Here is a 12,980-nt window from a genome sequence, read left to right on the forward strand (position 1 = left end):
CCCGGACGCGTCGACCAGCGACCCTCCGCGGGTGGTGCCGTGATTGCATGGGTCCATGTCCAACACCGCTGAACGTATCGCCGCACTGCTGCGCGAACACCCGCTGATCGACGGCCACAACGACCTGCCGTGGCACGCGCGTGCGGAAGCCGGCTACGACTTCGACAAGCACGACATCGCCGGCGATCTGAGCGGACGCGGGCACACCGACATCCCCCGGCTGCGCAAGGGCGGCGTCGGAGCACAGTTCTGGTCGGTGTTCGTGCCGTCGAACCTGCCCGGCGGCACAGCAGTTACCGCGACCCTCGAGCAGATCGACGCGGTCCATCAGATGGTCGCGCGCTATTCCGACGATTTCGGGCTCGCCCGCACCGCCGACGAGGTCGAGCGCGTCTTCGCCTCGGGGCGCATCGCCTCGTTGCTCGGCGCCGAGGGCGGTCAGTCGATCGACAGTTCGCTGGCGACGCTGCGGATGTTGTACGTCCTGGGCGTGCGCTACATGACGCTCACGCACAACGACAACAACCCGTGGGCCGACTCCGCGACCGACGAGCCGGTGCACGGCGGGCTCACCGCGTTCGGCGTCGAGGTGGTTCGCGAGATGAACCGAATCGGCATGATGGTGGACCTGTCGCACGTGTCGGCCGACACCATGCGCGATGCGCTCGCCGCGTCTACCGCGCCGGTGATCTTCTCGCACTCCGGCGCCTACGCCGTGTGCTCGAGTCCACGCAACGCACCCGACGACGTCCTGACCACGTTGAAGCAGAAGAACGGCGTGATCATGGCGACGTTCGTGCCCGACTTCGTCTCCCAGGCGTGCGCCGACTGGCGGGCCGAGTCCCGCGAGGCCGCACTTGCCGAGGGTGTGGACCCCAAGGACCACATCAAGTTCACCGAGTTCAACAAACAGCGGGCGCAGCAGCACCCGAAGCCGGTGGCCACGCTGGGCGACGTCGTCGCCCACTACACCTACCTGCGCGAGGCGGTCGGCGTCGATCACATCGGCGTCGGTGGTGACTATGACGGTGTCGACCGACTGCCCGACGGGCTGGAGGACGTCTCCACCTACCCCGCGTTGTTCGTGGCGCTGGCCGAGCTGGGTTGGTCGGACGACGACCTCGCAAAGGTAGCCGGCCGGAATGTCCTGCGGGTGATGCGGGACGTCGAGGCTGTGGCCAGGGACGAACAGCAGACCCGCCCACCGTCCTTGAAGACGATCGGGGAACTCGACCACTGATCCCGCTCTAGAATCGTCCTCATGCCTTCGGCCCCCTGGATCGTCGCCGCACTGCTGCTCGTGCTCGCGTTGGTGGTGAGTGCCGCGTTCAAGGTTCGTGACCCGCGCACGACCGAGGACGCCTTCCTCAGCCTGCGGCTGCCGGACGCACTGCGCTCCATGAAGGCGCCGCAGCTGCTGCCGTACGCCGAGTTCGCGCTCGCCGCAGCGCTGCTGCTCGTGCCTTCACCGTTGTACGTGGTCGTGGCCGCGCTCGCTCTGGTGTTGTTCGTCGCATACCTCGTGGTCGTCGTCCGCGCCCTCGGGTTCGACGAGCCGGTCACCTGCGGCTGCTTCGGCAAGCTCGGCCTCGGCGAGATCGACAAACGCACCGTGGTCCGCAACGTCCTGCTGGTGGGTGCGGCCGCGCTCGCTCTGGTGGACGCCGTGCGCGGCGGTTCGATGATCGAACGCTTCACCGATTTCGGTGGAACCGAATGGGGTTGGGTGCTCGGCGTGCTCGCCGCCGTCGCCCTCACCGGGCTGGTCGTACACGGGGGCAGCGCAGCGACGACCCCGGTTGCTGAGTCGCTCGAGGACGACGAAGAGTTCGACTACGTCCGTCAGCCGATCCCGTACGGGGCGCTGATCGCCCGCGACGGCGAAACGGTCGCGCTGCACTCGATCGCGATGAATAAGCCCGTCCTTCTGGTGTCGGTGAGCCTGGGCTGCGGTTCGTGCATCCGGACGATGGAGCACGTGCCGTCATGGGCAGCCGAGCAGCCGATGCTGCGCGTGGTGATGATCGCTGCGGGTACGCAGGCCGAGGACGCGCCCGACCTCGGCGAGCATGTCGAGTGGATGACCGACCCGAACGGCATCACCACACGGACGCTCGGCATGGCGTACCCGTCCGCGGTCCTGCTGGGCATGGACGGCCAACTGGCGGGTGGACCGGTCGCCGGGTACGACGAGATCGAGTCGTTCCTGGCCGACATCGACGCCGAACTGTCCGAAGCGCAGGCGCAGTTCGAGGCCGCGCAGGAACAGCAGCTGCAGGATCAATCCGTCTGATCAGTACCTCTTGGTGCGACCGATCCGCAGCAGCACCGCGACGAGAGCCGGGATCCAGCCGTAGCGGATTCCGAACCCCGCACCGAGGTCGATCAGTTGGGTGATTCGAGCGCTGAGGTCGCGGTTGACCGCGAACGTGGTGAGCACACCGGCGATCGAACCTGCGATGGCAACAAGCCCCCACACGGCGAAGAACAAGGCGCCGCGTGAAGCCGAGCGACGCGACCCGGCCAGCGCGAGCAGCGTCCCGATGAACACCACGAGACCGAGCACTGCCAGCACGAGTCCGAAGATCAGAGCCGACGCGTGCTTGCCGTCGTACGCCCATGACATCTGGTCGAAGAACGTGGCGTGCGACCACAGATCGCGGACCACGACGGAGCCGCCGGGACGCACGTCGTTGCGGATCATCAGCCCTGCGATAGCCGCAACTGCGACGGTCGTGACCGCGGCGGCCAGAGCCGGCAGGAAGGCGCCGAAGCGCTTCTCCGCCGTGGCGTGCCCGTGGGCCGCCGGGACGGGTTCGCGACCGACCGGTCCACCCGCGCCGTAGGTCGGCCGCGGCTGTGCGGGCCCGGAGTACGGATCAGCTGCTGCGGGTCGATGCCCGTACGGGTCGGTCGTGTGTCCCACCCCTGCCGATCGTCCGAACTCGTGGGTATTGTCGGTGCCGTTGACCTGTGGCGCACGCCCGGTGGGCAGTTCGCTGGTGGAGTCCCGGTCGTCGCCCCAAGCGGGAACACCGGACGGACGGTCGGGGCGCTGGTCGGTCATCGTGTCCTCCGGGGTGTCGATGGGTGTCGATGGGTGTCGATGGATGCTGTCGTCGGTCAGCGACGGAAACGGGTGAGCGTGATGCCGATCAGTCGAGCGACCACCAGGGCGATGTAGTTCACGCCCGCCAACTGCTCCAACATCACTGCCGATCGAGCGTACGGCCCGATGGGCGTGATGTCGGACAATCCGGTGCCGGTCATCGTGGTGAACGACAGGAACAGCAACTCCATCCACGACAGCGTGCCGTTGTGAGGCGACGCGAATTGGCTTGCACCCCAGATGTACTGGACCGTCGAGTACAGATAGGCGAATCCCCACGCGACGACGGTGAAGCAGGCTCCGGTGGCGAACAGTTCGTCGTTCCCGACGATGTCGTCGGCGAACATGTAACGGATGAGCGCGTAGGCCGTGTAGAAGAAGAAGATGAAGTGGGTGATGTCCGAGCCCACCATGAACGCTTCGTTGTCCGGCCAGAACAACGTCAGCACGGTGAACACCACAGCCGGTACGCCGACGATCAACGCCCACCGGGTGAGGGCCGGCGTCATCCGGACGGCCCCGACCGCGATGGTGAGCACCAGCAACTGGAACACCGAGAAGACCGTGCGACCCAGTACCGAACCGGTCAGGAACGGGTAGAGCAGGATCCCGAACAGCTGGACTCCGAGCAGCACCCCACACGGGTGCACCCGCAGCATGCGCCAACAGCCCGTCCCCGGGTTCTGTGCCGCCAGGGTCACTGGCGTCCGTTCTCCGTCAGCGCCCAAGCGTCCTCGTCCGAGCTCTCCTCGACCGGCATGTCCTGGTCGTAGGCCGAGTCGTCGGGCACCTCGTCGCCGCGCAGGCGTGCCATGGTGGCGGGCAGGTCGTCGGGCTTGACCAGCACGTCGCGCGCCTTTGAACCCTCGGAGGGCCCGACGATGCCGCGGCTCTCCATCAGGTCCATCAGGCGGCCGGCCTTCGCGAACCCGACGCGCAGCTTGCGCTGGAGCATCGAGGTCGAACCGAACTGGCTGTTGATGACCAGTTCGGCGGCCTGCAGCAGCAGGTCGAGGTCGTCACCGATGTCCTCGTCGATCTCCTTCTTGGGAGCCGTCACGGCGACGTCGTCACGGTAGGCCGGCTGCAGCTGACCCTTGATGTGACTGACGATCTCCTTGACCTCGGATTCGGGCACCCAGGCGCCCTGCACACGGATCGCCTTGTTGCTGCCCATCGGCAGGAAGAGCGCATCACCCTGACCGATGAGCTTCTCGGCACCGGGCTGGTCGAGCACGACGCGAGAGTCGGCGAGCGACGAGGTCGCGAACGCCAGACGCGAGGGCACGTTGGCCTTGATCAGACCGGTGACCACGTCGACGGACGGACGCTGTGTCGCCAGCACCAGGTGGATACCGGCCGCACGGGCCAGCTGGGTGATGCGGACGATCGATTCCTCGACATCGCGGGGGGCGACCATCATCAGGTCGGCGAGCTCGTCGACAACGACGAGGAGGTACGGGTACGGCTGGACGACGCGTTCCGAACCGGGCGGCGGCTGCACCTTGCCCGCGCGGACGGCCTTGTTGAAGTCGTCCACGTGCTTGTAACCGAACGCGGCGAGGTCGTCGTAGCGAGTGTCCATCTCGCGCACGACCCACTGCAGCGCTTCCGCGGCCTTCTTCGGGTTCGTGATGATGGGCGTGATCAGGTGCGGAATACCTTCGTACGCAGTCAATTCCACACGCTTGGGGTCGACCAGCACCATGCGCACCTCGTCCGGCGTCGCGCGCATCATGATCGACGTGATCATCGAGTTCACGAAGCTGGACTTACCGGCACCGGTCGCACCGGCGACGAGCATGTGCGGCATCTTGGCGAGGTTGGCGATGACGTACCCGCCCTCGACGTCCTTGCCGACGCCCATGACCATCGGGTGGTCGTTGCTGCGCGCGGCGTTGCTGCGCAGCACGTCACCGAGGCTGACCGTCTCGCGGTCGGTGTTCGGGATCTCGATACCGATGGCCGACTTGCCCGGGATCGGGCTGAGGATCCGGACGTCGGCGGACGCGACCGCGTACGCGATGTTCTTCGAGAGGGCGGTGACCTTTTCGACCTTTGTGCCGGTGCCGAGTTCGATCTCGTAGCGGGTGACCGTCGGGCCACGGGTGAACCCGGTGACCTGGGCGTCGATGTCGAACTGGTCGAACACCCCGGCGAGAGCGTCGACCACACGGTCGTTGGCAGCCGAACGAGTCTTGTGCGGCGGGCCGGCAGCGAGCAGGTCGCTGGAGGGGAGCGTATAGGTCACGTCGCCCGCGAGCAGCAGTTGTTCGGTGCGCTGCGGCAGCGGCTGGGTGGGCGGGGCCTCGAGCTTGGCAGGCGGTGCACCCGGCAACTGGACCGGCTTGTTCTTCTGCTCCCCCGCGGGCGTCGGTGCGTCCTGCGGAGGATCCTGCTGCCTTGCCGCGGACTCGTGTTCGTCGTGGTCGTAGACCTCGGGTTCGGCCTTCTTCGCACGGCCGCGCCCGGGCTTCTCGGGGACGACGACCGCTGCTTGCTCGTAGGGCTCGTCACCGTCGAGCAGGTCGCCGTTCTCGTCGCGACGCGGCTTGCGACTGCGCGGCTTGCGGCGTCCGCCGTCGATGTTCTCGCCGTGCAGATCGAGCGCGACGGCGTCGACCGGGCCGTCTTCGTCGTTCTCTTCCAGCATGCGCCCGTAGAACAGGCGGTCGAGCAGGTGTCGCGCACGGTCGCCGATCTGGTGCACCGGGGTGGCCGTGATCACCAGCAGGCTGAAGAACGCGAGCAATAGCAGCAGCGGGACGGCGCCCCAGGTGGTGACAGCGGCAACCGTCGGGCTGGATGCCAGGAAACCGATCATCCCGCCGGCTGTTTCGAGCCCTTCGCGGGGGTCCGCGTCCGGCAGGCCCTTCGCGATGCTCGTGAGTCCGCAGACCGCGAACGCCAGCAGTGCGAGGCCGATGCTGATGCGGTTGGTGGCGTGGTGGCCCCTCGGCGTGCGCAGGATGTGCGCCCCGAGGCCGAGCAGGACGACCGGCAGCGCCAGGGAGATCAGACCGAACGTGCCTGCGGTGATGGTGTGGACGATGTCGCCGAAGAGTCCGGCGATGCCCCACCATTCGACGGCAGCGACGATGATCGCTGCGGCGATGAGCGTGAATCCGACTCCGTCTCTGCGCAGTTCGGGTTCGAGATCGCGAGCACTTGAACCGACCCGACGTGCGGTGCCGCCGGCGACGTGAGCCACACCCATCCAGGTGCCGCGGACGGCGCGTATCGGCAGCGAGGGTCCGCCGCTGCGCGGCTGCGGCTTGCCTTTGACTGTCGAACCCGTGGATTTACGGGAAGCGGGCCGGGAGGAAGCGCTCTTGGACGCCGGACGCGCGGACGACGAACGTCCGCGCGAGGCGGTGGACTTTGATGCGGTCTGACGGGTGGCCACCCCGGGAGGCTACGCGACCGTCACATCAATCTCACGCAGCACACGCGTAACGTGGATTTTGTTGTCTTCCCGACCTTCCTCGAAACCCCTCACCCTCGGCACACAACGAGTTCGATCTCCTCAGGAGCGGCCCAAGTCGGCTCTTCCTACCTGAGCCTGTACTGGGACGAAATATGTCAACCGTTGCGACAGTGGATCCATGAAGTACGCATGTTCCAGTACACGGTGCGACGTTCGGACGAGGGTTGCTCACACGCCGCCCCGTGTGGCATAGTCCAGAACAGGTCATGAGACTCAGCGACAAGCCCTGGCTTGCTGAGCGGCAACCCTCCACCGCGGTGGGGTGCTCCAGGTGACGACCGGGCCGTAGCCCGACCGGGTTACGGCAAGCGCGGATCGATGTACCCGCCGCGCCGCCCGTTCGGGTCGGTGCCGCTGTTCGTCGGTCCAACGACCGAAGGAGCACCGATGTCCGTCGCAACCAAGACCCTCACCTGCGCACCGCCAGCGGTTGAGTCCCGCCGGCTTCACCTCGTACCCGCGAATGTCCGGCCGCTGCCGGTAGAACAGCTACAGGGAATCCCGCTCACCGCTCATTACGAACTCGGGGTTCCGACCGTGCACCGAACGGTCGTCGACTTCGCGAACTTCGACCACGGCGCGACCGCACCGGCCCTGCGCTCGGTGGAGACGGCCGTCGCCGCCGTACAGCGCGTGTCCGGGTCGGTGCACCGCGGTGCCGGCCACACCAGCCGACAGACGACTCAGTGGTTCGAGCAGGCCCGAATCGAGGTGGGCAGGTTCGTCGGTGCCCGCGAGCACGACCATGTCGTTTTCACCCGCAACACCACCGATGCACTACGCCTGCTGGCCCACGCACTCCCCCGCCGCACACAGGTCTTCACCTGGGACTCGGCCCACCATGCCGCTCAGTTCGCGTGGACGGGACGCAACATCCACCGGCTGCCGATCCCGGCAAGCGCCCAGGACGCCCTCGACCTGCTCACCGGTGCACTCGCGACCAGCACGGCCGACCACAAGCTCGTCGTCATCACCGGTGCCTGCAATGTCACCGGTGAGATCTGGCCGATCGCCGAACTAGCCTCCATCGCAGCGGAATTCGGCGCGCGCACCGTTCTGGATGCTGCCCAGCTCGCGCCGCACCACCGCGTCGACATCGATGAACTCGGCGTCGACTGGGTCGCGCTCTCCGGCCACAAGGCATACGCGCCGTACGGCGCCGGCGCACTGGTGGGTCGCTCGAACTGGTTGGACGACGCCCAGCCGTACCTACCCGCCGGCGGAGCGACCCGCACCGTCACCGCTCGGACCGTCGAATGGAATGTCGGCCCCGCCCGCCACGAGGGCGGCACCCCGAACGCAGTCGGCGCGATCGCGCTGGCCGCCGCGTGCGCGACCTTGGCCAAGCATCACGAAGCCATCACCGCTCACGAGCAGGTCCTCCATACGCGGTTGCGTGACGGCCTGGAGTCCATCGATGGCGTCCGCCTGGTTTCGGTACTGGGTTCCGATCGTCCTAACGTCGGGGTGGTGACGTTCACCGTCGACGGCTACGACTGCTCACTGGTCTCACAAGTGCTCTCGGACGAATACGGCATCGCCGTGCGGGACGGCAAGTTCTGCGCTCATCGCCTCTGCGACCAGGTCATCGGCGGCTGCGCCGTCCGTGCATCCATCGGTCTTGCCACGCAGCCGCACCACATCGACCGCCTGATCAACGGTGTTCGCAAGCTCCTCGCGCACGGTCCTGCGATGGATTACGTGCACACCGAAGGTGTGGGATGGAGCGCGCCACAGGACCCGCGTGATCTGAGCGAGCCGCTGCCCTGGTGACATCGACTCGCTAGCCCCGTTCGTCCCGGTGGTTCCGGCGCGTCGCTCGCAGGCTCACGAACGGCTCAACCAGCGGGACAGGTCAGGCGTCGATGACGATCGGGATGATCATCGGCCGGCGGCGCAGTTTGCCACCGACGAAGCCCCCGACCGCACGACGGATGACCTGCTGCAGCTGGTGGGAGTCGTTGACACCCTTGCGGCGGGCCTCTTCGAGCGCGTCCTCGATCTTGGGTACCACCTTGTCGAAGACGTCGGTGTCCTCGGCGAAGCCACGCGTCCGGATGTCGGGGCCGGCGACGATCTGGCCGGTCGAGGAGTCGCGCACGACGATGATCGTGACGAAGCCCTCGTCGCGCAGGATGCGACGGTCCTTCAGCATGGTCTCGTCGGTGGCGCCGACGAGTGAACCGTCGACGTACACGTATCCACACGGCACGACACCGGTGATCGAGGCCTGACCGTCGACGAGGTCGACGACTACGCCGTCCTCGGCCAGCAGCACGTTGCGCTCGGGCACGCCGGTCGCGACCGCGAGGTCACCGTTGGCCACCAGGTGGCGCCATTCGCCGTGGATCGGCATGACGTTCTTGGGCTTGACGATGTTGTAGCAGTAGAGGAGTTCACCGGCACTCGCGTGACCGGAGACGTGCACGAGCGCGTTGCCCTTGTGCACCACGTTCGCACCGAGTCGCATCAGTCCGTTGATCACCCGGTAGATCGCGTTCTCGTTGCCGGGGATCAGCGAGCTCGCCATCAGGACGGTGTCGCCGTGACCGACGTCGATCTGGTGGTCGCGGTTCGCCATCCGCGACAACGCCGCCATCGGCTCGCCCTGCGACCCGGTGCAGATGAGCACCACCTGGTCGTCGCGCAGGTCACCGAGCTTCTTCGCGTCGACCAGGATGCCGTCCGGGATCTTCAAGTAGCCCAGGTCGGCGGCGATGCCCATGTTGCGCACCATCGACCGGCCGACCATCGCGACCTTGCGGCCGTGCGCCTCGGCGGCGTTCAGAATCTGCTGCACGCGGTGCACGTGAGAGGCGAAGCACGCGACGATGATGCGCCGCTCGGCCTTTGCGAAGACCCGCTCGATCGCCGGGGTGATGTCCTTCTCGGGCGTGGTGAAGCCCGGCACCTCGGCGTTGGTCGAGTCGGTGAGGAACAGGTCGACGCCCTCCTCACCGAGCCGCGCGAAAGCGCGCAGGTCGGTGATGCGGCCGTCGAGCGGCAACTGGTCCATCTTGAAGTCGCCGGTGATCAGCAGGGTGCCGCCGGGCGTCCGGACGAACACAGCGAGGGCGTCCGGGATCGAGTGGTTCACTGCCACGAACTCGCAGTCGAACGGACCGAGCTTCTCCCGTCCGCCTTCCTTGACCGCCATCGTGTAAGGCGTGATGCGGTGTTCCTTGAGCTTGGCCTCGATGAGCGCAAGCGTCAGCGTCGAGCCGATCAGCGGGATGTCCGGCTTCAGACGCAGCAGGTACGGGACGGCTCCGATGTGGTCCTCGTGCCCGTGGGTGAGCACGATGGCCTCGATGTCGTCCAGCCGGTTCCGCAGGTAGTCGAAGTCCGGAAGGATCAGGTCGACGCCCGGGTGGTCGTCCGGGAACAGCACGCCGCAGTCGACGACGAGCAGGCGTCCTTCGAATTCCAGGACGGTCATGTTGCGGCCGACCTCGCCGAGACCGCCGAGGGCGACGACGCGGACGCCGTTCTTGGGCAGCGGCGGCGGCGCGCCGAGTTCGGGGTGCGGGTGGCTCACAGAAGTCCTGCCTGGGTCAGACCGTTACGCAGCACGTCGCGGTGTTCGTCGGTGATGGGCAGCAACGGCAGGCGCACGTGGTCGCTGCCGATGATGCCGAGTTCCTTCATCGCACCCTTGGCCATGATCGCGCCCTGACTGGTGTTCATCAGGGCCTCGATCGCCGGGATCAGCTGGGTATGGATGCTGCGCGCGGTCTCCAGGTCGCCCGTGCCGACGGCGGCGATCATTCGGGCGAACTGCTTGCCCGCCACGTGACCGACCACGCTCACCACTCCGGACGCACCCATCGCCAACCAGGCCAGGTTGAGCACGTCGTCGCCGGAGAACCAGAGCAGATCGGTCTCGGCCATCAGCTTGGACGCCTCGAAAAGGTCGCCCTTCGCGTCCTTGACAGCCCGCATTTCCGGAATCTCCGCCAGACGACGGATGGTGTCGCTCGCGAGCGCCATGCTGGTGCGGCCAGGGATGTCGTAGGCCATGGCGGGCAATCCCGTTGCGGCACAGACGGTTCGGAAGTGCTCGATGATGCCGGGTTGCGTAGGCTTGTTGTAGTACGGGGTGACGATCAGCACGGCGTGCGCGCCCACGGCGGCGATGGCCTCTGCTGCTGCGACGGAGTGTGCGGTGTCGTTGGTGCCGACGCCGGCGGTGATACGAGCGCGGTCACCGACCGCTTCGACGACGGCCTTGACGGTGGCGACGTTCTCCTCGTCCGTGGTCGTCGCCGACTCACCGGTGGTGCCGTTGACGAGCAGTCCGTCGTGGCCGTTGTCGACCAGGTGTTTCGCGAGCGCCTGCACTCCGTCGTAGTCGATGGACCCGTCGTCGTTCATCGGGGTCACCATCGCGGTGATCATGCGTCCGAAGGGGTTGCTCGTCATGGATCCCAGGCTATCGGTGGCGGAAATGGCGATCGCGTTGCCACCCGCTCGGGGGTCCGGGTGGCAACGCGATCACCGGGTACATCGACACCGGCCGCAATCCGTTACAGACGCCTATTGTGATCTGGGTCACACCCGCGCAACTCGCGGTCGGTTGCTGTCCGAGGCCGCTGATAGCGTCCGAGTCATGCAGCAATACCTCGATCTGCTCGACCGAATCATGCGCGAGGGCGCCCGCAAGGACGACCGCACCGGCACCGGCACCCTTTCGGTCTTCGGTCACCAGATGCGGTTCGACCTCAACGAGGGCTTCCCGGTGCTCACCACCAAGAAGCTGCACCTGCGCTCGATCTTCGGTGAGTTGTTGTGGTTCCTGCGCGGCGACACCAATGTGAAGTGGCTGCAGGAGCGTCGCATCACGATCTGGGACGAGTGGGCCGACGAGAACGGCGACCTCGGACCGGTCTACGGGCACCAGTGGCGGTCCTGGCCGACGCCGTCCGGGCAGCACGTCGATCAATTGGCGAAGGTGATCGAGTCGATCCGCACCAACCCCGACTCTCGTCGCCACATCGTCTCCGCGTGGAATGTCGCCGAGGTCGACGACATGGCCCTACCGCCGTGTCACACGATGTTCCAGTTCTACGTCTCCCCCGCCGAGGAGTCCGGCGAACGCAAGCTGTCGTGTCAGCTGTATCAGCGGTCGGCGGACGTCTTCCTCGGCGTCCCGTTCAACATCGCCTCGTACGCCTTGCTGACCCACATGGTCGCCCAGGTGACCGGGCTCGGGGTCGGCGACTTCGTGCACACGTTGGGCGATGCCCACCTATATGTGAACCATCTCGATCAGGCCCGCGAGCAGCTGACCCGGAGGCCGAAGCAACTGCCCATCCTGCGGTTGAATTCGCAGATCCGAGAGATCGACGCGTTCGAGTTGGACGACATCTCGCTCGAGGGTTACGTCGCCGACCCGAGCATCAAGGCGCCGATCGCGGTATGACGATCAGCATGATCGCGGCGAGGTCGCGCAATGGAGTGATCGGCCGCGACGGCGACATGCCATGGCACCTTCCCGATGACCTGAAGTACTTCAAACGCACCACCATGGGTCACCCGATGATCATGGGGCGCAAGACCTTCGACGCGATGGGCGTCCTGCCCGGCCGCCGTTCGATCGTGGTCACCCGACAGGCCGGCTGGTCGGGCGAGGGCGTGGAGACCGCGTCCAGCCTCGACCACGCGCTCGCGATGGTCGGCGACGACGACGTGTTCATCGTCGGCGGAGCTCAGATCTACGAGCAGGCCCTGCCGTTCACCGATCGCATCCTGCTGACCGAGATCGACGTCGAGGTCGACGGCGACACCTACTTCCCCACGCTCACATCCGAGCAGTGGCGCGAAACATCACGCGATCCGCAGGACGGGTTCGCCTGGGTGACCTACGAACGCGCCGTTCCGCGCGCCACGCTGGTGCTCGGTGATCGCGTCGGTCGCGGTGCCCGCGCGAAGATCGGCGCCTCGGTCGCCGTCATGCAGGACGGTCGACTGCTGGTCACCCGCCGCGAGGACAACTCGTTGTGGTGTCTTCCCGGTGGAGGCATCGATCCGGGCGAGACGTTCGCCGAGGCCGCGATCCGCGAGGCCTACGAGGAAACCGGAATCCAGGTCGAGGTCGAGTCGCTGATCGGCGTGTACACCGATCCCGACATCGTGATCCGTTCCCGTGACGCGTCAGCCCATACGCAGATCTATGGAGTGTGCTTCCGGGCTCGGCTGGTGTCGGGTACGCCGGGGCTGTCCGAGGAGGTGACCGAGGTCGCGTGGGTCGATGTGGACGAGGCGTCCCGGCTGCCGTTCATCCCGTTGCACCGGCGGCTGGTGAAGGCGGCGTTCGGTTCACCGGATGCTCCCCCGATCTTCGTGTGACCCACCCGTGCACGTAGGTGCTCGTGCGACGATGAC

At 66.8% G+C, this 12,980-nt stretch carries 10 protein-coding genes and 1 riboswitch; of the genes, 5 read left to right on the forward strand and 5 right to left on the reverse strand.

The window, feature by feature from the left end; genetic code table 11:
- The first annotated feature begins 55 nt into the window (after positions 1-55).
- On the forward strand, positions 56-1,240 hold the full coding sequence (locus MF407_RS09030) for a dipeptidase (protein WP_129624950.1): 1,185 nt from the start codon (positions 56-58) through the stop codon (positions 1,238-1,240).
- A gap of 21 nt (positions 1,241-1,261) precedes the next feature.
- Entirely contained in the window at positions 1,262-2,293 is a 1,032-nt protein-coding gene (locus tag MF407_RS09035) for a MauE/DoxX family redox-associated membrane protein (protein ID WP_129624949.1), read from the forward strand.
- Here MF407_RS09035 and MF407_RS09040 read toward each other — a convergent pair whose 3' ends face one another.
- From MF407_RS09040 to MF407_RS09050, 3 genes are read right to left on the reverse strand one after another with little or no spacing between them, the layout of a single operon-like run.
- The gene (locus MF407_RS09040; protein WP_239702078.1) at positions 2,294-3,067 is read right to left on the reverse strand and encodes a hypothetical protein; all 774 of its coding nucleotides are present in this window, start codon (positions 3,065-3,067) and stop codon (positions 2,294-2,296) included. It lies immediately after the preceding gene.
- Between the two features lie 56 nt (positions 3,068-3,123).
- Positions 3,124-3,768 carry an ion channel gene (locus MF407_RS09045; RefSeq protein ID WP_129624947.1) on the reverse strand — a complete coding sequence of 215 codons (645 nt, stop codon included), beginning with the start codon at positions 3,766-3,768 and terminating at the stop codon, positions 3,124-3,126.
- A 38-nt stretch (positions 3,769-3,806) separates the two neighbouring features.
- Complete coding sequence (locus tag MF407_RS09050) at positions 3,807-6,326, reverse strand: DNA translocase FtsK (RefSeq protein ID WP_129624976.1); 2,520 nt, start codon at positions 6,324-6,326, stop codon at positions 3,807-3,809.
- 472 nt (positions 6,327-6,798) lie between these two features.
- Positions 6,799-6,913: riboswitch (SAM riboswitch) on the forward strand.
- 70 nt (positions 6,914-6,983) lie between these two features.
- Between MF407_RS09050 and MF407_RS09055 the strand changes: the two genes are divergently transcribed.
- Positions 6,984-8,369 carry an aminotransferase class V-fold PLP-dependent enzyme gene (locus tag MF407_RS09055; protein ID WP_239702079.1) on the forward strand — a complete coding sequence of 462 codons (1,386 nt, stop codon included), beginning with the start codon at positions 6,984-6,986 and terminating at the stop codon, positions 8,367-8,369.
- Between the two features lie 82 nt (positions 8,370-8,451).
- Here MF407_RS09055 and MF407_RS09060 read toward each other — a convergent pair whose 3' ends face one another.
- Positions 8,452-10,134, reverse strand: coding sequence for a ribonuclease J (locus MF407_RS09060; RefSeq protein ID WP_129624945.1), 1,683 nt, complete (start codon positions 10,132-10,134; stop codon positions 8,452-8,454).
- On the reverse strand, positions 10,131-11,018 hold the full coding sequence (gene dapA / locus MF407_RS09065) for a 4-hydroxy-tetrahydrodipicolinate synthase (RefSeq protein WP_129624944.1): 888 nt from the start codon (positions 11,016-11,018) through the stop codon (positions 10,131-10,133). The genes MF407_RS09060 and dapA overlap by 4 nt, the downstream gene beginning before the upstream one ends.
- A 187-nt stretch (positions 11,019-11,205) precedes the next feature.
- Here dapA and MF407_RS09070 point away from each other — a divergent pair, with 187 nt between their 5' ends.
- Both MF407_RS09070 and MF407_RS09075 read left to right on the forward strand, forming a co-directional pair.
- The gene (locus MF407_RS09070; RefSeq protein WP_129624943.1) at positions 11,206-12,018 is read left to right on the forward strand and encodes a thymidylate synthase; all 813 of its coding nucleotides are present in this window, start codon (positions 11,206-11,208) and stop codon (positions 12,016-12,018) included.
- The gene (locus MF407_RS09075; RefSeq protein ID WP_129624942.1) at positions 12,015-12,944 is read left to right on the forward strand and encodes a dihydrofolate reductase; all 930 of its coding nucleotides are present in this window, start codon (positions 12,015-12,017) and stop codon (positions 12,942-12,944) included. Before MF407_RS09070 ends, MF407_RS09075 begins: the two co-directional genes overlap by 4 nt.
- The last annotated feature ends 36 nt before the right edge of the window (positions 12,945-12,980 follow it).

The organism is Yimella sp. NH-Cas1, from assembly GCF_022359705.1.
Lineage (GTDB): Bacteria > Actinomycetota > Actinomycetes > Actinomycetales > Dermatophilaceae > Yimella > Yimella lutea.

Bases quoted from the DNA above. Each gene is read 5' to 3' on its own strand.
- MF407_RS09045 (WP_129624947.1), bottom strand. From the start codon at position 3,768: ATGCTGCGGGTGCACCCGTGTGGGGTGCTGCTCGGAGTCCAGCTGTTC.
- MF407_RS09050 (WP_129624976.1), bottom strand. From the start codon at position 6,326: ATGGGTGTGGCTCACGTCGCCGGCGGCACCGCACGTCGGGTCGGTTCA.
- MF407_RS09035 (WP_129624949.1), top strand. From the start codon at position 1,262: ATGCCTTCGGCCCCCTGGATCGTCGCCGCACTGCTGCTCGTGCTCGCG.
- MF407_RS09070 (WP_129624943.1), top strand. From the start codon at position 11,206: ATGCAGCAATACCTCGATCTGCTCGACCGAATCATGCGCGAGGGCGCC.
- MF407_RS09040 (WP_239702078.1), bottom strand. From the start codon at position 3,067: ATGACCGACCAGCGCCCCGACCGTCCGTCCGGTGTTCCCGCTTGGGGC.
- dapA (WP_129624944.1), bottom strand. From the start codon at position 11,018: ATGACGAGCAACCCCTTCGGACGCATGATCACCGCGATGGTGACCCCG.
- MF407_RS09055 (WP_239702079.1), top strand. From the start codon at position 6,984: ATGTCCGTCGCAACCAAGACCCTCACCTGCGCACCGCCAGCGGTTGAG.
- MF407_RS09075 (WP_129624942.1), top strand. From the start codon at position 12,015: ATGACGATCAGCATGATCGCGGCGAGGTCGCGCAATGGAGTGATCGGC.
- MF407_RS09030 (WP_129624950.1), top strand. From the start codon at position 56: ATGTCCAACACCGCTGAACGTATCGCCGCACTGCTGCGCGAACACCCG.